This window comes from Elizabethkingia bruuniana (assembly GCF_002024805.1).
Classification (GTDB): Bacteria; Bacteroidota; Bacteroidia; order Flavobacteriales; family Weeksellaceae; genus Elizabethkingia; species Elizabethkingia bruuniana.
Genome location: NZ_CP014337.1, coordinates 1496213 through 1517046, shown reverse-complemented (window position 1 = coordinate 1517046; position 20834 = coordinate 1496213). Strand labels below are relative to the sequence as shown.

23 protein-coding genes are annotated in these 20834 nt (G+C 34.2%); 19 read left to right on the top strand and 4 right to left on the bottom strand.

All coding sequences use genetic code 11. From position 1 onward, the window contains the following. Positions 1-76 precede the first annotated feature (76 nt). The 3 genes from AYC65_RS07085 to AYC65_RS07075 are packed head-to-tail and all read right to left on the bottom strand — an operon-like array spanning position 77 to position 2554. Positions 77-1009 (bottom strand): ABC transporter ATP-binding protein, encoded by a 933-nt coding sequence (locus tag AYC65_RS07085; RefSeq protein WP_034867001.1) that lies wholly within the window; start codon positions 1007-1009, stop codon positions 77-79. After that, the gene (locus tag AYC65_RS07080) at positions 999-1979 is read right to left on the bottom strand and encodes a FecCD family ABC transporter permease (RefSeq protein ID WP_034867004.1); all 981 of its coding nucleotides are present in this window, start codon (positions 1977-1979) and stop codon (positions 999-1001) included. Before AYC65_RS07080 ends, AYC65_RS07085 begins: the two co-directional genes overlap by 11 nt. An 8-nt stretch (positions 1980-1987) precedes the next feature. Beyond that, positions 1988-2554: a TlpA family protein disulfide reductase gene (locus AYC65_RS07075; protein WP_034867005.1), complete on the bottom strand. Its 567-nt coding sequence runs from the start codon at positions 2552-2554 to the stop codon at positions 1988-1990. A 93-nt stretch (positions 2555-2647) separates the two neighbouring features. Here AYC65_RS07075 and AYC65_RS07070 point away from each other — a divergent pair, with 93 nt between their 5' ends. Next, positions 2648-3691: a 2Fe-2S iron-sulfur cluster-binding protein gene (locus tag AYC65_RS07070; protein WP_078674570.1), complete on the top strand. Its 1044-nt coding sequence runs from the start codon at positions 2648-2650 to the stop codon at positions 3689-3691. Positions 3692-3753: 62 nt separating this feature from the next. Further along, positions 3754-4335 carry a SanA/YdcF family protein gene (locus AYC65_RS07065; protein ID WP_034867009.1) on the top strand — a complete coding sequence of 194 codons (582 nt, stop codon included), beginning with the start codon at positions 3754-3756 and terminating at the stop codon, positions 4333-4335. 12 nt (positions 4336-4347) lie between these two features. On the opposite strand, the gene AYC65_RS07060 is transcribed toward AYC65_RS07065, so the two are convergent. Further along, on the bottom strand, positions 4348-4662 hold the full coding sequence (locus tag AYC65_RS07060) for a helix-turn-helix domain-containing protein (protein WP_034867011.1): 315 nt from the start codon (positions 4660-4662) through the stop codon (positions 4348-4350). A gap of 173 nt (positions 4663-4835) precedes the next feature. Between AYC65_RS07060 and AYC65_RS20730 the strand changes: the two genes are divergently transcribed. The 17 genes from AYC65_RS20730 to thrA all read left to right on the top strand — a co-directional run bounded on the left by AYC65_RS20730 (position 4836) and on the right by thrA (position 20768). Next, positions 4836-5012 (top strand): bacteriocin-like protein, encoded by a 177-nt coding sequence (locus AYC65_RS20730; protein WP_157877508.1) that lies wholly within the window; start codon positions 4836-4838, stop codon positions 5010-5012. A gap of 66 nt (positions 5013-5078) precedes the next feature. Then, positions 5079-5903, top strand: coding sequence for a GLPGLI family protein (locus AYC65_RS07055; protein ID WP_034867014.1), 825 nt, complete (start codon positions 5079-5081; stop codon positions 5901-5903). A 210-nt stretch (positions 5904-6113) separates the two neighbouring features. Next, entirely contained in the window at positions 6114-6290 is a 177-nt protein-coding gene (locus AYC65_RS20725; protein ID WP_157877509.1) for a bacteriocin-like protein, read from the top strand. 64 nt (positions 6291-6354) lie between these two features. After that, positions 6355-7188 (top strand): GLPGLI family protein, encoded by an 834-nt coding sequence (locus AYC65_RS07050; RefSeq protein ID WP_059333770.1) that lies wholly within the window; start codon positions 6355-6357, stop codon positions 7186-7188. A 43-nt stretch (positions 7189-7231) separates the two neighbouring features. Further along, positions 7232-8071, top strand: a complete 840-nt coding sequence (locus tag AYC65_RS07045) for a GLPGLI family protein (protein WP_078674545.1) — start codon at positions 7232-7234, stop codon at positions 8069-8071. A 62-nt stretch (positions 8072-8133) separates the two neighbouring features. Next, the gene (gene udk / locus AYC65_RS07040) at positions 8134-8754 is read left to right on the top strand and encodes a uridine kinase (RefSeq protein ID WP_009088536.1); all 621 of its coding nucleotides are present in this window, start codon (positions 8134-8136) and stop codon (positions 8752-8754) included. Positions 8755-8756: 2 nt separating this feature from the next. After that, entirely contained in the window at positions 8757-9107 is a 351-nt protein-coding gene (locus tag AYC65_RS07035) for an FtsB family cell division protein (protein WP_034867016.1), read from the top strand. A gap of 3 nt (positions 9108-9110) precedes the next feature. Next, positions 9111-10286 (top strand): methylmalonyl-CoA mutase family protein, encoded by a 1176-nt coding sequence (locus AYC65_RS07030; RefSeq protein ID WP_034867017.1) that lies wholly within the window; start codon positions 9111-9113, stop codon positions 10284-10286. Then, positions 10276-11430 (top strand): class I SAM-dependent methyltransferase, encoded by a 1155-nt coding sequence (locus tag AYC65_RS07025; protein ID WP_034867018.1) that lies wholly within the window; start codon positions 10276-10278, stop codon positions 11428-11430. The genes AYC65_RS07030 and AYC65_RS07025 overlap by 11 nt, the downstream gene beginning before the upstream one ends. A gap of 118 nt (positions 11431-11548) precedes the next feature. Further along, on the top strand, positions 11549-11818 hold the full coding sequence (locus AYC65_RS07020) for a hypothetical protein (RefSeq protein ID WP_034867020.1): 270 nt from the start codon (positions 11549-11551) through the stop codon (positions 11816-11818). 77 nt (positions 11819-11895) lie between these two features. After that, a complete protein-coding gene (locus tag AYC65_RS07015) occupies positions 11896-13284 on the top strand; it encodes a dipeptidase (RefSeq protein ID WP_034867022.1) in 1389 nt (462 codons plus the stop codon). Positions 13285-13292: 8 nt separating this feature from the next. After that, positions 13293-13997, top strand: coding sequence for an SDR family oxidoreductase (locus AYC65_RS07010; RefSeq protein WP_034867024.1), 705 nt, complete (start codon positions 13293-13295; stop codon positions 13995-13997). Between the two features lie 201 nt (positions 13998-14198). Then, a complete protein-coding gene (locus AYC65_RS07005; RefSeq protein ID WP_034867026.1) occupies positions 14199-14945 on the top strand; it encodes an electron transfer flavoprotein subunit beta/FixA family protein in 747 nt (248 codons plus the stop codon). A gap of 35 nt (positions 14946-14980) precedes the next feature. Further along, a complete protein-coding gene (locus AYC65_RS07000; protein WP_034867029.1) occupies positions 14981-15928 on the top strand; it encodes an electron transfer flavoprotein subunit alpha/FixB family protein in 948 nt (315 codons plus the stop codon). A gap of 75 nt (positions 15929-16003) precedes the next feature. Then, a complete protein-coding gene (locus tag AYC65_RS06995) occupies positions 16004-16609 on the top strand; it encodes a bifunctional nuclease family protein (RefSeq protein ID WP_034867031.1) in 606 nt (201 codons plus the stop codon). A 29-nt stretch (positions 16610-16638) separates the two neighbouring features. After that, positions 16639-17919, top strand: a complete 1281-nt coding sequence (locus tag AYC65_RS06990; RefSeq protein ID WP_034867034.1) for an MFS transporter — start codon at positions 16639-16641, stop codon at positions 17917-17919. 398 nt (positions 17920-18317) lie between these two features. After that, positions 18318-20768: a bifunctional aspartate kinase/homoserine dehydrogenase I gene (thrA, locus tag AYC65_RS06985; RefSeq protein WP_034867037.1), complete on the top strand. Its 2451-nt coding sequence runs from the start codon at positions 18318-18320 to the stop codon at positions 20766-20768. Positions 20769-20834 lie beyond the last annotated feature (66 nt).

The window sequence follows — 20834 nt, the reverse complement described above, 5'->3', positions numbered from 1 at the left end:
AATGCTTTAAAAACTATGAAAAGCATAATACTATGCATGCATAATATTAATTTAAAGCTTCCGAACTGTCAGATTATTAAAGGTTTCTGATTAATTGAATGATTTCTTCAAAACTTTTAGCTTTTTTTTGAAATGTATCTGAAGAAATATCCCAAATACCATCCTGAAAGATAAAATTGAATTGAGAAAGGTCTTTTTTGAAGTTTTTTTGAAGCACTGAGAATAGCATTTCTTTCTGTAACTGAGGTGCTTCAATATGAGGAGTTACAAATGCATCATTGAAATGAAAAAGGGCAGGAGTAGTAAGCTCCGGATGGGCAGACAGTATATCCTCGGCAATACCAGAATATAATCCTCCATCTTTAATATACCATATCTTATCTGAAAATTCTTTTGCCAGTCTCCAGTCATGAGAAGAGAACAGAATTGTTTTATGGTATTCTTTCGCCAGCATACGAAGTGTGGCAAGAACAATAGTTTTGTTCTTCTCATCCAAATGCGTTGTAGGTTCATCAAGAATAATAACAGAGGTATTTTGCACTAATGCACGGCCTATAAAAGCTTTTTGCAGATTTCCGTCTGACAGCTGCTGAAGGGGCATATCTGTATATTCCTGCAATCCAATCTTATTAATAATATCGATAACCTCTTCTTCATCTTTTTTGTTAAGAGAAAAATAATATGGATAATGTATATATTTTCCTAAACTTACCAGATCTTTCACTGTAAATCCATTCGGAATAGTTGCTTTGGAAAAGACGACTGAAATCTTTTTAGCAATTTGGAGCGCAGATAAGGTGTTTATTGACTGTCCAGCCAGTATAATATCACCGTTTAGCAATTTGTTTTCACCAAGGATATTTTTGATAAGCGTTGTTTTCCCCTGTCCATTATTTCCCATCAATAGACAAACTTCTCCCGGCTTTAGTTCCGCACAGATATCTTTTACCAAAGCTTTCTGGTAACCAATATCAAGATGTTCTAATTTTAAAATAACTTCAGACTGCACGGCGGTTCATTTTAACAAGCATAGTCAGAATAACGGGAACTCCAAACAAAGAAGATATAATATTAATAGGCCAATGAGCCAATTCCGAGATAATGGAAAACAACTCTAGCAAGCAGGCACCAAATAATATATTGAGAATCCATTGCTGCCATAACTGCGCAGGATTCCATAGCATTCTGCAAAAATGAGGAACGACAATTCCTATAAACAAAACAGGTCCCAAAAATGCTGTAATACTTGCTGATAACAGAGAAGAGCAAATAATAACAAGGTATTTTAACCTTTCCAGATTTACTCCAAAAGATTTAGCATAGCTTTCCCCCAATGCATTTCCCATTAAAGGTTTTATTGATCTGAAACATAAAAACATTCCGACTGTGACCAAAGCACCTACAATAGCTATCTGAGAAAGTGTTACCTGATTATTAGCACCAAATGACCATAAAACATAACTCTTTAAAGATTCGCTTTGTGCATATACCTGCATAAGACTTACAATGGCACTGGCTAAGGCTGATATAAGAAAGCCAAAGATAATAAGATAGGTTTTATCGGTAAAGGCTTTGGAATATGCCAGTAATATAAGCATTAACAAAAGACTGCCTGCAAATGCAGCCATGCTGATAAGGCCACTTTGCAAAAATTCGGGTAATGTAAAATCTTTAGTAAGAAAAATATAACTGGCAACAGCCAGAGAGGCCACAGAGGTTATTCCTAAAACTTCAGGTCCCGCCAATGGATTCTGAAAATACTCCTGCATAAGAAAGCCGCTTGTAGGAATAGATATTCCTGCCAGAAATATTATAATAACTCTGTTGATACGTAACTGAGCTATTAATGAGGTGCTTTCATCAGAAGAAAAGAAATCAGTAAAATTCAAATCAGTAAAGCCTATATTCAGATTGATAAAGGCTAAGATAAAGAATAGGGCCAGAAGCCCTATACTTATATTTCTAAATTTCACTGACATTCAGTCGGTTATTTAAACTCGTTAAGTTTACTCTGCATTTCCTCTTCGGAAAGTGTACCAACTTTCTCGAATACTTTATTTCCTTTAGACATTCTGGTAAATGGTATAGCACCACCATCCCATGTATTGGTATTGCTTTTAGCAAATCCAGGAGCTGCATTTACCATATCAAATAATACTATATTACTACTTAGTCCCTGGATATTTCCAAATTCTTTAACCTTAGTATTCCAGTCTTCCGGCTGGTCTACACTTACAAAAGTGAATTTAACTTTCTCACCTTTTAGTTTTTCCATTTCAGTTTTAAAATATGGAATTTCGATCATACAAGGTCCACACCATGTTGCAAAGAAATTAGTAACATACAGTGTATCATTATCTTTAGTCTTTAAAAGCTCTGCTACTTTATCCTCTCCAAGGATCTGCAATGCTTTTCCGGAATCTTTAACTTCCCCTTCCGGATTCGGAACCATTTCAGTTCTGTCGTTGTTTTTATTTCCTGTTACAGGGGAATCTGTTTTTTTACAAGCAACAATTGCTGACAGTATTGTAATCCCAAAGAATAGCTTTTTCATCTTTTTTTATATATTTTTGTGTTAATGTTAGAAAACGTTACCATAAGAAACACAGTTCAATTTCATTGGCTAAAAATAGTCAAAAAAAAGCGATTGACAAAAACGAGCTTTTCCCTGACCTTCGAAATTCCGGAACATTTAAAAGAAAAATTCCAATATGAATCAGGACAATATTCTGCTATAAAACTAGGAAACAGACAGAATGATTATTCTTATACCTCGGCACCTTATGAAAATGAGTTAAGCTTTGGAATTAAATATAGTAGCGAAGAGAGCTTTGCATATCACCTTTATAAGAGTCTGGAACCTGGAGATGTTGTTGAAATTTCGGAACCACAAGGGCGTTTTACGATAAGATCCAGACCAAATGAGAAAAGAACTATTCTTTGTTTTGCTTCAGGAATAGGAATCACACCTATTCTTAGTCACATGAAGAACATTCTTCATAATGAAGCCAATACAAGATTATTCCTGTTTTATGGAAATAGAGATAAAGAAAATATTGCATATATAGACGAACTGTCCGATTTGCAAACACAATATCCGGACAGATTTCATTCATTTTTCTTTTTTTCCAGAGAAAAAGCTCAAAATCTGATGTTCCAGGGAAGACTGGATGCAAAAAAGGTAAGTCTTATTATCAACCAAATTCTTGATCAGGATGAGGAAGATGAAGAATCTACAATATGGGATGCTACCGATGAAGTCCTTATATGCGGTCCCGGCGAAATGATTAAATCTATTGCCAATGCCTGTTATCATCATGGTATAAGAAAACAAAATATTCATTTTGAACTTTTTGATGAGTTTAATGAAGATATATATGAAATAGAAGAGGAATTACCTGTAGTAAAAGATATTGAGGTAAAATTCACTCTTTTTGGTAAAAAATATGAACATCATATCCCTTCTAATGAAACCAGAATACTGAGCGCTCTGTTAGAAGCAGGATTTGACATTCCATATTCCTGTAAGTCCGGATTATGCGGGTCGTGTAGATGTCATTTGGAAGAAGGAGAAGTCTACATGGTAGAAAATGAATATTTAACAGAAAAAGAAACACAATCTGGTTTGATTTTACCTTGTGTTGGTGTAGCTTTATCCAGAGAAATTAATTTAAACTTCGATAATATCTGAGAAGAAAGATTTACATATTAATAAAGGCGGTTATCCGCAGTTCAGAAATCCTTATTTTGCTAATGTTTTTAGCCAACATATGGGTTGTTGCGCTTACTGACGGGCGTACCTTTACAAAACTGAGCAAAATTCCAGCCCAGAAATGTGCATTAGTACTCGGAACTTCTCCAAAAACTGTAGGCGGCAGGGCAAATCCATACTTTATAACACGTATGGATGCTGTTACAGCTTTGTATAATATCGGAAAAGTAAAACGCATTATTGTAAGCGGAGAAAAAAGTAAGAATTACGACGAGCCTAAAGCCATGAGAAACTATCTCATCTTTAATGGTGGAATACCACAATCGGCAATTATTGAAGACCCTAAAGGTTTTAATACTCAGGCCAGTATTTTCAGATGTAAGTATATCTATCAGGAAAACAATGTTATCATTGTATCACAGGGCTTCCATAACTTAAGAGCTTTATTTATGGCAAGAAACGAAGGAATGAATGCTTATGCATTCGATGCCCAGGATGTAAATAGCAATGAAAGCTTTTATAGGAATCATGCCCGTGAGTTTTTAGCACGTGTAAAAGCCGTGGTTCTTTATGTGTTTAATATCTCTCCTGAGATTTCAGGAGAAAAGGTGAAAATAGATTAGTTTTCAAATAATTTACTTTCCCTGGTCTTTTAACATTTTCCTTAAAAAATCTATTTCTTCTTTCAAAGATTCAATATGCTTTTCATTTTCATTGGAAGCATTAAAACCCTCGTTTACAACATTACTAATTTCTTCACCAAACAATAAAGCTACAGAAACTCCTAATACTCCAGCAATCTTTTGAATTTTAGGAACAGTAAGTCTGCTGTCCTGTTTTTCTAATCTTCCATAATTACTCTGAGAAATATCGAGTTCATAGGCCATATATTCTTGTTTAATTCCTTTTTCTTCACGGATTCTTTTTATCCTGGATCCAACAATATTCATATTCTAGATATTTTTATGCATATTTTTAATTATTTTATTCAAATTAAAGTAATTTATACTAAAATAGGTATTTAATTTTAAACTACTTACAAAACTCAATTCACAAATAGCATTTATGTAAGTAGCGGAATCCGAAAAGCTTATAGAGTAGGAGAATCTAAAATAATTTCAATATGAAAACTTTAAAAAAGCTTTCAAGAGCAGATTTGAAAAATGCATTAGGCGGAAGAAGAGAAGAAAAGGCAATGTGTACTACAGGAGCTAATGATGACTGTAAAGCAATGGGACTTGAATGTGGTCTATATGTTACAAAAGAATGGTATGCGATGAGATGTGTAAAACCAAATTAAATACTATAAATCCCATCTAAAACTATAACAGATAATTTTAGATGGGGTTTTTCAGTTAAACATCCTATGAATATCTCTATAAAAAAATTGATGACTCAGGTTTTATTATTACTAATATTCATTACATATGGACAAGGCCATTCCATTGAGTATATAATGACTTATAAACCTTCATTAAAAAATGATAAAAAAGTTTCTCAGCTATATTTTTTGGATATTCTGAATAATGAATCATTATTTCGGTCTGAAAAATCAAGAGACTCTGATTCAATACAAAATAAAACAGGCTACAGTGGCAGCGGATCAACAATTTTTAATGATTATTTATACATAAAGAAAAATCTGGATAATAATTCAGTTTATAAGTTTATATCTGTGCCTTTAAGTACCGATAAATTTAATATTAAAATGACTGAGCCATTGAATTGGAAACTTTCTTCTGATATAAAAGTAATTGAAAAGTTCCGATGTCAGAAAGCTGAAGTTGAATATGGAGGAAGGCGATGGATTGCTTGGTTCACTGAAGAAATTAGCATATCTGAAGGACCGTATATATTCAATAACCTACCCGGATTAATAATTCAGATTTCTGACAAAAATAAAGAATATGTATTTCAACTGGTCAAAATCGGAAAATATCCCCACAAAGAATTATATACAACCAGAATGGGAAAAGAAATAACCCAGAATGAATATAAAAAAATACAAATTGATTATTACAATGATCCTTTTGCTTTTGTTAAATCTCAAAATTTAAAAACTGTAACTGATGACGGAATGGGAGGAACTAAAAAATTAGATTTTAGAGAAATGACCCAAGCCATTAGAGAAAGAATGAGAGAAAATAATAATCCTGTTGAAATCAGCCAAAATATAGAGTATAGACCATAAATAAGATATTTAACTTTCAATATATTAACAATATTCATATTCTAGATATTTTTATGCATATTTCTAATCATTTTATTCAAATTAAAGTAATTTATACTAAAATAGATATTTAATTTTAAACTATTTACAAAACTCAATTCATAAATAGCATTATGTAAGTAGCGGAATCCGAAAAGCTTATAGAGTAGGAGAATCTAAAATAATTTTAAGATGAAAACTTTAAAAAAGCTTTCAAGAGCAGAAATGAAAAACCTGAAAGGTAGTGCTTATGAAAATATGTGCACAGCAGGAAAAAATGACGATTGTCATCAATATGGGTTGAGATGTGGTGTCTTTGTAGGATACGATAATGCAGTTGGAGAATGGGCAGCATTGAGGTGCATATAATTTCTATTTTAAAAACTTTTAAAGACTAGCTCATATCATGGGCTAGTCTAAATAATTATGAATAATGAAATATACCAATCAAAATTTCATTGTATTCATTTTTATTCTGATATCAATATTTTTATCAGGACAGAATACCACAATAGTATACGAACTTACTTATCGTCCATCAACAAATAATAAGGATAGTTTAGTAAAATCCAGATTGTATTATCTGGATATTCTAAACCAAGAATCAGTATTTCGTTCAGAATTTAGAAGAATTTCTGATTCTTTAATTTTTTTTAAAAGTAGCTATGGTTACGGTTATAATTTGAATTTTAATGATCAGATCTACCTTAAAAAAGATATAAAGACCAATAAAGCTGTAAAATATATAGTTTCACCAATTAGCAAGGATAAATTTTATGTTAATATCACCGAGATATTAAACTGGAAGCTTTTTCCTGAAAGTAAAATAATCGAAAATATTAAATGCCAAAGAGCGGAGGTAAATTATGGAGGAAGGCATTGGATAGCATATTTTACTCAGGATATTCAATTATCAGAAGGTCCGCATGTCTTTCATGGTTTACCTGGTCTCATAATTCAGATATCAGACAGCAATCAGAATTATATATTCAAGCTGGTCAGAATCAAAAAGTTTAATCACAATAATTTATTTTCATTCAATGAAGGAAATAAGCTCAGCTGGGAAATGTTCAATAAAATCCAAATAGATTATTATAATGATCCCTATTCATTTGCGAAAGTATATAATATGAAGGTCGCTACTGATGATGGTATGGGTGGAATAAAAAAAGTTGACATCAGGGAAGATACTTTTAGAATACAAAAGTATATTAGAAAAAATGACAATATTATAGAACTTAATCAAAAAATAGAATATAAGCCATAGACTACATTATTCAGAATTGTTTTTTTTTAAATCTACATAAATTATGAAAAATATTCCTCTTATTATATTGATCTGTATTTACTGTACCTCAGATGCACAGGTAAAACGCTTTATATATGAATATACTACGATTTCGGATTCTACAAATAGCATAAACAAAGAAATTAATATAATGTATTTAGATATTACCCAAAAGGGTTCCGGATTTTTCGACGGACAAAAGTACATATCTGACTCCACATTAATAAGCATGGCTAAAAAAAATCAGTTTATTATGCCTCCAAGAGACTCTAAATTTATTGATTACAGAATAACAAAAGAATATCCTTCTTACAAACTAAGCTTTCTTATTAATACTTATAACAAGAAACTTTCTGTCACTGATCTCAGGAAGCAGACATGGCATATAGAAACAGTCACAGATAAATATAAGGGATTTTCTGTGCAAAAAGCAGTCACTGATTTTGCCGGTCGAAAATGGATTGCATGGTTCACTGCCGACATACCGATTCCAGATGGCCCTTATAAGTTTCATGGTTTGCCCGGGCTTATATTAAAGCTTGAAGATACTACCGGTAGTCATAAATTTAACTTAACAGGGATTAAGAATAATATTACTGACTACAATAATTATCCGGTAGTAAATACAAGAAGTCCCCAAATAGAGATATCACAGGAAAAATATATTGAGATTTATAAAGAATATCGAAGAGATCCTGCAAAGGACTACAGAATAGAGGTAATGAAAGGAAATATATTCGACAGTCTGGATGACAACGGGAATATTAAAACCCCACAACAAAAATTAAAGGAGCTTGACGCTTTGTTAAAAACTAAGCTAAAAAAGGACAATAATATTATCGAGCTAGATTTACTAAAATGATTTCACACATATTACTTTCATCGTAATTGACATTTTTTCTATCTTTGCCAAAATCAAAGTAAATGCTCGTAATAGGTATCGCAGGTGGTACAGGCTCAGGAAAAACAACTGTAGTCAACAAAATCCTTCAGCAGCTTAATATTGAAGGTGTAAATGTTCTTTCTCAGGACAATTATTATCTAGACAATCAACATCTTAATTTAGCGGAAAGAGAAAAACTTAACTATGATCATCCAAAGTCTATAGATTTTGACTTACTTTTAGATCATGTAAAGAAGTTAAAAAATCATGAGGAGATAGATCAGCCGGTTTATTCTTTTGTAACTCATTCCAGAACAGGAGATCATATTCTTATAGAACCAAAAAATGTTCTTATTGTAGAAGGTATTCTGGTTCTTACGAATAAGGAATTATTAAAGGAATTCGACCTTAAGGTATTTGTTCATGCAGATTCAGATGAGAGATTAATCAGAAGAATTAAGCGTGACACCCAGGAGAGGGGCCGCGATCTGGAAGAGGTACTACATCGTTATCAGACAACTCTGAAACCTATGCACAATGAGTTTATAGAGCCATCTAAAAACGAAGCAGACCTTATCGTACCAAATATGCGACACAATACTGTTGCAATTGATTTTTTAACAACTGTTATCAATAACTCGTTAAAGAAACAAAGTGTATAAAAATGGATAATCTTATTAAAGATATCAAAAAACCATCTTCAGGATTCAGATTTCTCCGAAAATATGTCCTGAACAAATATGTCATTACTATAACTGTATTTCTGGTATGGATGACTTTTTTCGACAGTACATCTTTTTTAGTTATTAATGAACTAAATGGAGAGATCAAGAAATATGAAGAACAATTAGACTATTATAAAAAGGAATATCAGAAAAATGATAATTTTTATAAGAAGCTAATGTTCAACAAATCTGAACGTGAAAAATTTGCCCGCGAGAACTATTTCATGAAGAAAAAGAATGAAGAAATCTTTATTTTGGTAGTTGACAGCGCTAACAGTGTAAAAAAATAAAATATGTCTTTTGCAAAAACGAATCTTCAGGATTGGGAAAAACTGGTTGCTAAACAGTTAAAAACTGAAGATATCTATAAAGTACTGGAAAAAGAAAATATTGAAGGCTTGGAAATCAAGCCTTTTTATACTTTAGAGAATATCGTACCTGTAAAACTTCCCCGTCTGGAAGAAAACATGCATTTGGTTGCACCTTACAATGATTATTTATTGGAAGATGCTTATGCATTTCTCATCAAAGAAGAACCTTTACAATTACAGGACAAGGCATTCTTTTATGAAGATTCTGCTTTAAATACAGCTGCTGCAAAAGATAAAAACAATAATTATTTCTGCCTTCAGGATATCTTTAAAAGGATAGAACATGGAGAGACTTTTAACCCTGAAACAGGAAAAGAACTCTTAAATACTGAGGCAAAAAGAAAGATAGGAGTAGACATTTCAATTTATCAGAATGCTGGCGCTTCTATAGTTCAGCAGTTAGCTATTGCATTATTAAAAATTAAAGAGCTTACAGAACTATATGGAGAGGAAGTATTTGAACAAGTAATATTCAGAGTGGCGATTGGAAGTCAGTATTTTCTGGAAATTGCAAAGATTCGCGCCCTGAAAATTTTAATCAGTCAGCTATCCAAAGAATATAGTAAAGAGGCTATTCCCTATATTTTTGCAGAAACATCCTTGCGAAATAAAAGTCTTAATGATCCCGAGAACAATCTTATCCGGAGTACATTAGAATTGGCTTCGGCAATGATTGGTGGGGCAGATGCTGTTTATGCAAACGATTACAAGCTTTCGGAAACAAGCTCAGTCTCTGAAGAAATATCTTTCAAACAACAGATTGTACTGGCCTATGAAAGTATTATCAATGTTTTTGAAGATGCAACTGCCGGCAGCTTCTTTGTAGAAGATGCTACAAAAGATATAGCTGAAAGAGCATGGGAACTTTTCCTTGAACTTGAAAGAAATGGTGGCTACATAAGCAATTTAGAATCCGGAAACATTCAGAAGCTGGTATACGATCAGGCAATTAAAGAGCAAAACTGGTTAGATGAAGGTAAGATAAAGCTTTTAGGCGTTAATCTTTACCCGGCTTTAGAAGCCAAAATAGCAACAGAAGAACTCTATACTGAATCCGCTATAAGACCTGTCCGGTTAGCCGAACGTTATGGAGTTTAGTAATATTCTTCGTCCTGAAGTACAACAATTCATAAAAGACAACAGTCGACAAGATCTCACAAAATTATTACTGTCCGGCTCGCCTTTCAGTGATGTTAGTATTCAGGAAATAGCCCAACAGATAAAGGGCAGACAAGCTGCAGAAAAGAAATTTCCATTCTTATTACAGGACGGGATTATTTTCCCGCCGCAATTAAACCTGGAGCAAGCCTCCTCCGAGACAACTGCAGCCTTCAAAGCAAATTTATTTTCTGGCGAAAGCTTATTAGACCTTACCAGTGGTTATGGTATAGATGCCTACTATCTTTCAGCAAATTTCAGTCAAACAACTCTTGTAGAACAGAATAAAAATTTACTTGAAATAGTATCACATAACTGGTTGATATTAAATAAAATTAATACACTTTATTTAAACTTAGATTTAGGTGATTTTTTAGAAAAAAATGATCAAAAATTTTCTCTAATCTATTTGGACCCAGCCAGAAGAGATACATACAATCGAAAGAAATTTCTACTGGAAGATCTGTCTCCCGATATTCTTGAAATCCGAAATAAATTATTTGAGTTCACAGATAAAGTAGTGGTAAAACTATCGCCGCTTATGGATATTTCTATGCTTGTATCTCAGGTATCGGGCATTTCAGAAATCTATATTATAGCCGTAAAGAACGAAGTTAAAGAACTTTTAATTGTTATTGAGAAAGACTTTAACCAGAGTCCCACAGTAAAAATTCATAATCTGGAAAGCAATGAACCATCATTGGACGTTGCTTTCAGCACTATTCAGCAATCAAAACCTATTTTTGGTGAAACATCTGAATATTTATACATTCCAAATAATGCTGTATTAAAATCCGGAGCATTTAACTTTATCTCGGAATACTATAATCTGGAAAAACTTCACCCTAACACCCACCTTTACACGTCAACAGATTTTATTGAAGATTTTCCGGGCCGGGTATTAAAAGTAGTACCTGTAGAAGCAAAGAAAATAGAAAAAGGGGAGCGTTTTAATATAATTTCTAAAAACTATCCATTAACTCCGGATGAAATTAAGAAGAAATACAAAATAAAAGATGGTGGAAATCAGTATCTAATCTTCACACAGAGCCAAAAAGGAAAAATTATTTTAAAATCAATTTAAATTGCTTCATTATTTGGCTTAGAAATGTAGAATTATTAATTTTGACACCGGTTAATAAAAGAACATAAAATCAGCTATGCTGATTCCATAACGATAAAGAATAATAAAAAATAGATATATGAAAAAATATATTTTATCTGCAGTAGCAGTTGTTGCAATAGCATCTTGTAACTCTCCACAAGGAGGAAACAAGAATACAGTAAAGTTAACTAGTGATGTTGAGCGTTATTCAGATCATATGGAACCTTCTGAAACAGAACCAAACTTTGCACCTTCACAAGCTGAAAAGCCAGCAATGACTGACAGTACTAAAGTTTCTAAAACTGCAGAAGTAAAGGCAGTGAAAGACTCTGCTAAAGCTAAGCCGGCAGCAGAAGCTAAAAAATAATCAGATAACATTTATCATATTAAAATGTCTTGCGCTTCGCAGGACATTTTTTATATTTACCTAAATTAAAAATTATTATGTCAGAAACCCAAAATTACATTCAGGAGAATAAACAACGCTTTCTGGATGAGCTTTGTGATTTATTAAAAATAGCTTCTATCAGCGCCGACCCTGCATACAGTAAAGATGTTCTTAATTGTGCAGATGCTGTAGCCAAACATTTAAAAGAAGCAGGAGCAGATCAGGTTGAAGTTTGCGAAACCAAAGGTTATCCTATCGTTTATGGTGAAAAGATTATTGATCCTAAACTTCCGACTGTATTAGTATATGGTCATTACGATGTACAACCACCAGATCCGTTAGAGCTATGGGAAAGCGGTCCATTCGAACCAGTTATAAAAACCACACCTTTACACCCTGAAGGAGCTGTATTTGCAAGAGGTTCTGCGGACGACAAAGGTCAGTTCTTTATGCATGTAAAAGCTTTTGAAGCTATGATGAAGACTAATTCTTTACCTTGTAATGTGAAATTCATTATCGAAGGAGAAGAAGAAGTAGGATCTGAAAGCCTTGGAGACTGGATTTCAGAGAATAAAGAGAAGCTGAAAAATGATGTAATCTTAATTTCAGATACGCATATATATTCAAACGAACAGCCAACTGTAACTACAGGACTAAGAGGCCTTAGCTATGTAGAGGTTGAAGTAGAAGGACCTAACAGAGATTTGCATTCCGGACTTTATGGTGGTGCAGTACCAAATCCTATCCATGTTCTTTCAAGAATGGTTGCTCAACTGATCGACGAAGACGGAAGAATTACAATAGACGGATTCTACGACAATGTAGAAGAAGTTTCTTTGGAGGAAAGAGCAGAAATGAATAAACTGAAAGATGATCCGGAAGGTTTCAAAAAATCTATCGGTTTAAATGGAGTAGAAGGCGAGAAAGGTTATACAACTTTAGAAAGAACATCTATCAGACCAACTTTGGATGCAAACGGAATCTGGGGAGGCTATACAGGTGAAGGTGCTAAAACAGTTATCCCTTCAAAAGCATTTGCTAAAATCTCTATGCGTCTGGTTCCATATCAGACACCTGAGGAGATTACTGAGAAATTTACTAAGTATTTCCATAAAATTGCTCCTGAAAACGTAAAAGTAAAAGTTACTCCTCATCACGGTGGTATGCCATATGTTTTACCAAGTGATTCAGAAGAATTCCAGGCAGCTAAAAAAGCAATGGAAAAAGCTTTCGGAAAAGAAGTCTTACCTTACAGAAGCGGTGGTAGTATTCCTATCACAGCGTTATTCGAACAGGTATTGGGAAGTAAATCCGTACTAATGGGCTTTGGACTGGATTCAGATGCGATCCACTCTCCAAACGAGCACTACGGATTATTTAACTTCTACAAAGGCATTGAGTCTATTCCATATTTCTTTGAATACTATACGGATTTAAAAAAATAATAAAATTTATGCTAAACAATAAAGTAGCATACATCACTGGCGGTACCAAAGGCATAGGCTTGGGTATCGCCAGTGTTTTGTTAAATGCAGGAATGAGAGTGGCCATTAGTGGCAGAAATCTGGATGATGCAAAAGCTGCGGCGCTGCAACTTTCCAGTGATCCTTCAAAAGTTTTAGCGATACAATCCAATGTACGCAACTTTGAAGATGAAGACAAAGCACTTCAGGAAGTTAAAAATCATTTTGGACAAGTAGACCTTGTAGTGGCAAATGCCGGCTTAGGTCATTTCGCTCCTGTAGATGAACTTTCTGTCGAAGCATGGCAGGATATGATAGATACAAATCTTACAGGTGTTTTTTACACCCTGAAAGCATCTGTAGAAGCGCTGAAAAAATCTGAAGGTTATTTTATTTCTATTGCCAGCCTGGCGGGGACCAATTTCTTTGCTAATGGGGCAGGATATAACGCTTCCAAATTTGGTGTCGTAGGCTTTACACAAGCAGCAATGTTGGACCTTAGAAAATACAATGTAAAAGTTTCTACCATTATGCCGGGGTCTGTAAAATCACATTTTAATAATCACGAACCAGGTGATAATGACGAATGGAAGATCCAGCCGGAAGATATCGGAGAATTAATCGTGGATATGATGAAAATGAACCCGAGAACATTACCATCTAAAATCGAAATCAGACCTACACTTCCAAAGTAATTGCAGAGCCTGAGTAGGGATTACAAAAACTACACATTAAAAGCTGTAAAACGCAATATTAATCATTAATTAAAAGTAAGTCATTGTAATCTGTGAACTACATGGTAATTAATATGCTATGTATATATTTTGATAAATTTAGTATGCATGCATAACATTTTTTTATTAACTTAGCCAAAATTCAATACACAATTTCTAATTATGAAAATATTAGTATGTATCAGCAGTGTACCAGATACAACTGCAAAAATAAACTTCACAGCAGATAAATCTGCATTCGATAAAAACGGAATTCAGTGGGTAATTAATCCACTTGATGAATTTGCTTTAACAAAAGCTATAAAATTACAAGAATCTCAGGGCGCTACAGTTACTGTGATCAATGTAGGAGATGCAGGGACAGAACCTGTTATAAGAAAAGCATTAGCTATCGGAGCTAATGATGCAGTAAGAGTAAACATCGAAGCTAAAGATAGTTACTCTACAGCAAAAGAAATTGCTAAGATTGCTCAGGATGGTGGTTACGATTTGGTTATCGCTGGTAAAGAGTCTATCGACTATAATGGTGGAGCAGTACCAGGAATGGTTGCACAAATCCTTAACCAGCCATTTGTTAACGCTTGCGTAGGTCTTGAAGTTAATGGTGGTGAAGCTACTGCTGTAAGAGAAATTGAAGGTGGTAAAGAAACTATCTCTGTAAAACTTCCTGCGGTTATTGCCGGACAAAAAGGAATGGTGGAAGAGAAAGACCTTATTATCCCGAATATGAGAGGTATTATGTCTGCAAGAACAAAGCCTTTGCAAGTTGTTGAACCTACTTCTACAGAAGTTAAGGTTGAAGCTGTTTCATTTGACAGTGTTCCGCCAAGAGCTGCTGTAAAATTAGTTTCTCCGGACAACTTAGATGAACTGGTAAGATTACTTCACGAAGAAGCAAAAGTTATCTAAATCTTTCAATTTTTTAATCTTTAAATCAAGAAAAAATGGCAATATTCGTATATGCAGAAAATATAAATGGCGTTTACAAGAAAGCAGCTTTCGAAGCAGTTTCTTACGCTAAAGCGGTTGCAGATAAGGCTGGTGACAGCGTAACTGTTATTGCAATTAACCCTACAGATGCTTCTGATGTTCTTTACAAGTACGGAGCAGATAAAGTAATCAATGTAAAAGATGAAGGACTTAAAAACTTCAGCGCTAAAGCTTATGCACAAGCTGTTGGTGAAGTTTTGGATGGTAACGTTATTGTTTTCCCTCACACTACAGATGCTTCTTCAGTTGCACCAATGCTGGCGATTTCTAAAGGCGCTTCATTAATTACCAATGTAATTGCAGCACCAGAATCTATTTCTCCTTTCCAGGTAAAAAGAAAAGCTTTCTCCGGTAAAGGTTATATGCATGCAAAAGCAGATGCTTCAAATGTTGTAATTACTGTTTCTCAGAATGCATTCGGTATAAAAGAAAATCCTGTTTCAGGTTCTGAAGAAGTTAAAAACCTTTCAGTAGCTAATGAGGATACTAAAGTAATTAACCACGAACAATCTTCAGGTAAACTAGACCTTAAAGAAGCTGAAATTGTTGTTTCTGCAGGTCGTGGTATGAAAGGACCAGAAAACTGGGGAATGATTGAAGATCTTGCTAATGTTCTTGGAGCTGCTACTGCAAGTTCTAAACCTGTAGCAGATATTGGCTGGAGACCTCACGCTGAGCACGTTGGACAAACGGGTAAGGCAATTTCTCCAAATCTTTACATCGCTGTAGGTATCTCTGGTGCAATCCAGCATTTAGCGGGTGTTAATGGTTCCAAAACAATTGTAGTTATTAACAACGATCCTGAAGCGCCTTTCTTCAAAGCTGCTGATTACGGGGTAGTTGGAGATGCGTTCCAGATTGTTCCTGCTTTAACTGAAAAGTTAAAAGCTTTCAAAGGATAATAATTTTGAGGTAAAAATTTCAAAATCATATAAAACATCGTGGCTTATTGCTACGATGTTTTTATATTTGTAGCTATGGATTATAAGAAACTAATCATAAGAGGCATTTCATACAGCCAAACCCAAATGGGAGCTTATGCACTGATCCTGGAACAGGAAGAAACAGGAATAAAACTGCCTGTTGTTATAGGTAATTATGAAGCACAATCTATTTCTCTGGGTCTGGAAAAAGACATTCAGCCACCGAGACCTTTAACCCATGATCTCTTTTCAAAATTTATCACCACTGTAGGTTATGCATTGGAAAGTATTATCATTTATCAGATCATAGACGGAGTATTCTTCTCCAATTTAATCCTTAAAAACGATCAGAACGAAAAACTGATTTTGGATGCGCGTACATCCGATGCAGTTGCTATGGCAGTTCGTTTTGATGCGCCTATTTATACCACAGACGAAGTTCTTACAGAAGCTGGTATTATGCTGGAATTATCCGATAACGATGATAAGACAGAATATAAAGCCGAAGAGGAAGAAGAAACACCTGAAATAAAAGGTTATGAAGTATACACGCTTGAAGAAATTCAGGAAATGCTTGATAAAGCAGTTCAGGACGAAGACTTTGACACAGCTCTGGAACTTCAGCAGGAAATAAAGAAACGAAAAAAGAATATTGATTAATTTCGATATTCTGCCCTATTAATAAACTTATGAATATAAAATTACGATTAACAGTATTAAATTTTTTACAATTTGCTGTTTGGGGTGCTTATCTCACCTCTATGGGAAATTATTTAAGTTCAGTAGGCCTTGGCCCTAAAATTGGACTTTTTTATGCTATGCAAGGGATTGTATCTATTTTTATGCCTGCAATAATGGGAATCATTGCAGATAGATGGATTCCTGCTCAGAAGTTATTAGGATATTGCCATGCAATAGCTGCAGGGTTCTTAATCATTGCAGGGTTTTATGGGATGGGAGCCGGAAATAATATAGAATTTTACAAATTATTTTCGTTGTATTCTCTCAGTGTAGCATTTTATATGCCTACAATTGCATTATCTAATTCGGTAGCCTATACAATACTAATCAATAATAATTATGATACTATAAAAGCTTTTCCTCCAATCAGAACCTTTGGAACTATTGGTTTTATTTGCGCAATGCTTTTAGTTGATTTTACTGGTTTTCAAGCTAATTATTATCAATTTATTATTTCTGGAATTTTAGGAATCTTATTGTTCTTATATTCATTTACATTACCCAATTGTCCAACGAATCATTCTGATGAAAAGAAAAGTCTTTCCGATGCTCTTGGTCTTAAGGCATTTGCCTTATTCAAAGATAAGAAAATGGCCATTTTCTTTATCTTTTCAATGTTACTTGGAGTTTCTCTTCAAATAACCAATGGTTATGCCAACCCTTTTATAACAAGCTTTAAAGATTTTCCGGCATATGCAGATACCTGGGGAGCAAATCACGCAAATGCATTAATATCATTGTCCCAAGTATCAGAAACATTATGTATTTTATTAATTCCTTTCTTTTTGAAAAAGTTTGGAATAAAAAAAGTAATGTTAATGTCAATGTTTGCATGGGTTCTTAGATTTGGCCTTTTTGGCCTGGGAAATCCAGGATCTGGAGTATGGATGTTCATATTATCTATGATTGTTTATGGTATCGCATTTGACTTTTTCAATGTATCGGGATCCTTATATGTAGATAGAGAAACTGATAAAAGTATTCGATCAAGTGCTCAGGGAGTATTTATGATGATGACAAATGGTTTTGGCGCCACAATAGGAATGCTAGGTGCACAAGAAGTAGTAAACCATTTTGTATACTCCGTTAATGGATCTACAACTCAGCTTAGGGGCTGGGAAACATCTTGGTATATATTCGCATTATACTCACTTATTGTAGCTATTTTCTTTACCTTTATTTTCAAATACAAGCATAATCCTGAAGAAATAAAAGATGCAGGACATTAATTTATAACAAACATTAAAAATAATAAAAGCCTTTCTGAGATTCAGAAAGGCTTTTTTAGATACTTGTTACATATAATTTAATAATGGATAATTTTTAAACTCATTCAGAACCTCGGATATAACTAATATTGAGCTATATACTGAAAAATTTAAAATATTAAATTTTCATTTTTTTCAGATAAATATTTTGTGGAATCATTTTTTGTCTATACTTTTACACTGTTTTTAGAGAACAAATGAGAGTAAATACTATTATTACATCCACTTCCACAACGACAATTATTCAATTGCCGCAGAAGGGTTGTATTAGTATTTGACGACAAAAAATATAAATTACACAAGGCCTTTCTGAGATTCAGAAAGGCCTTTTTTTATTCCTGATAACCATAGATATTGATATGAAAGTTTTAAAATTTGGAGGTACTTCAGTCGGAAGTACAGAAGCCGTAAAAAACCTCAGGCTTATTGTTGAAAGAGAAAAGGAAAATGATAAACCTTTGTTTGTCGTATGCTCAGCATTCTCAGGAATTACCAATTCCTTACTGGAAGCAACTGAAGAAGCATTATACAACCGTGACTATCAAAGTATTCTGGATGGTATAGAGCAGCGTCATTATGACATGATAAAAGAAACGCTGCCTGTATCAGTTCAAAATCCTTTACTTATGCTCGTTAAAGGCAATTTTAATATTCTGGAAGACTTACTTTCCAGTGTTGCACATTTAGGTGAGCTTTCCGACAGAACAAAAGCAAAAATTGTTTCATTGGGCGAGCAGCTATCCTGTCCAATTATAGCAGCATACCTCAATACCTCCATGCCTGCAGAATTTAAAGATGCAAGAGACTTAATCAATACCAATTCCAACTATCTGAAAGCTGAGGTTAATTTTGATGCAACCAATCGGAATATTCAGCAATGGGCACAAAATCTGGAAAACAAAGTATATGTTGTCACTGGTTTTATAGCCACTGATAAAGATAAAGTAACGACTACACTGGGAAGAGGAGGTTCAGATTATACTGCGGCTATTCTTGGTGCAGCACTTAATGTTCAGGAGGTACAGATATGGACAGATGTCAATGGTTTTATGACCGCCGATCCGAGACTGGTAAAAAATGCATACTCTCTGGAATACTTAAGCTATCAGGAAGCTATGGAACTTTCATATTTTGGTGCTAAAGTAATTTATCCGCCTTCATTAGTTCCCGTCATCTCCAAAGAAATTCCAATATGGATTAAAAACACTTTCGAGCCAGAGCATCAGGGTACTATGATTCATGTAGAAAGAGAGGCTCATGACAAGGCCCTGATTACCGGAATCTCTTCTATCAATAACGTAGCTCTTGTTAACGTTGTAGGAACCATGATACGGCTGAAAGGTTTCAGTGCAAGGTTATTTGGTACTTTATCCCGTCATGATATTAATATTATCCTGATTACTCAGGCTAGTTCTGAACATAGTATTTCGTTTGTGGTTGCATCAGAAGATGTTGCTAAAGCCCGATTGGCTATAGAAGAAGAGTTCCACTCCGAAATAACTACTGAGAAGCTGCAGCATCCGGAAATCGATACCAATATCAGTATTGTAGCTATTGTAGGGGAGCGTATGAAGAAAACAAAAGGTATTAGTGGCAAGTTATTCAGTACTCTTGGGAAAAACAGCATCAATATTATAGCAATAGCACAAGGTTCTTCGGAGCTTAATATATCTACAGTCATTTCTAAAGATGATCTTACAAAAGCGCTGAACGTTATTCACGATGCATTTTTACTATCACCTGTTAAAACTTACCACGTCTTCTGTGCGGGTACAGGGAATATTGGCCAGGAATTTCTGGGACAAATCTTTCAGGAAGCAGATAATCTGATTGAAAAGCATAAAATAGAAATCAAAGTATTGGGAATAGCCAATACCCGAAAAATGCTCTTAGCGAATGGCAGTCCAGTTAATATTGCCGGATGGAAAGACCAACTTGAAAAAAAAGGATTACAAGCCGATTTAAAAACATTTATACAGGAAGTAAAAAAATATGAATTACCCAATACCGTATTTATAGATAATACTTCCAGCAAGTTTGTAGTAGAAGAATACGAAAATCTTTTTAGGAATAATATATCGGTGGTTACCTGTAACAAGATCAGTAATTCCGAAAGCTATGCGCAGTATCTAAATCTGAAACATCTGGCCGCTAAAAATGGTGTCAGCTTTTTATATGAAACCAATGTGGGAGCAGGGTTACCTATTATAAAAACACTTAATGATCTTGTGATAAGCGGAGATGAGGTTGTCAAAATAGAGGCTATACTTTCCGGAACGATATCTTATATCTTCAATAATTATACGGGAGATCGGACTTTTGAAGAGGTTGTACGGGAAGCACAGGAATTAGGTTACACAGAACCTGATCCAAGAGATGATCTTAATGGGTTAGACTTTTCCAGAAAAATGCTGATCCTGGCCAGAGAAAATGGATTACCATTAGAACTTTCCGATGTCAATATCAGCAATTTTCTTCCAGAGGCTTGTCTAAAAGCAGATTCTGTAGAAGACTTTTATAAAGAGCTTAAAAACAGCGAACCTCATTTTGCATCATACAAAGAGCAGGCTGCTAAAGAGAATAAAAAACTAAGACTAATTGGTATTTTGGAAAATAATGAAATAAAAGTTGAAGTCATGCTCGTTGACAATACGCATCCATTCTTCAATCTTTCCGGTAGTGACAATATTATATCGTTTACAACTGCCAGATACCAGAATACTCCTTTAGTAGTTAAAGGTCCGGGAGCCGGAGCTTCGGTTACAGCGGCTGGTGTTTTTGCAGATTTAGTAAGGGTTACCACATTATAAGCATATAGAAAATATAACAAAATACTCTGCATAGGAAATAAGATGATATAGATAAAACATAGGCAG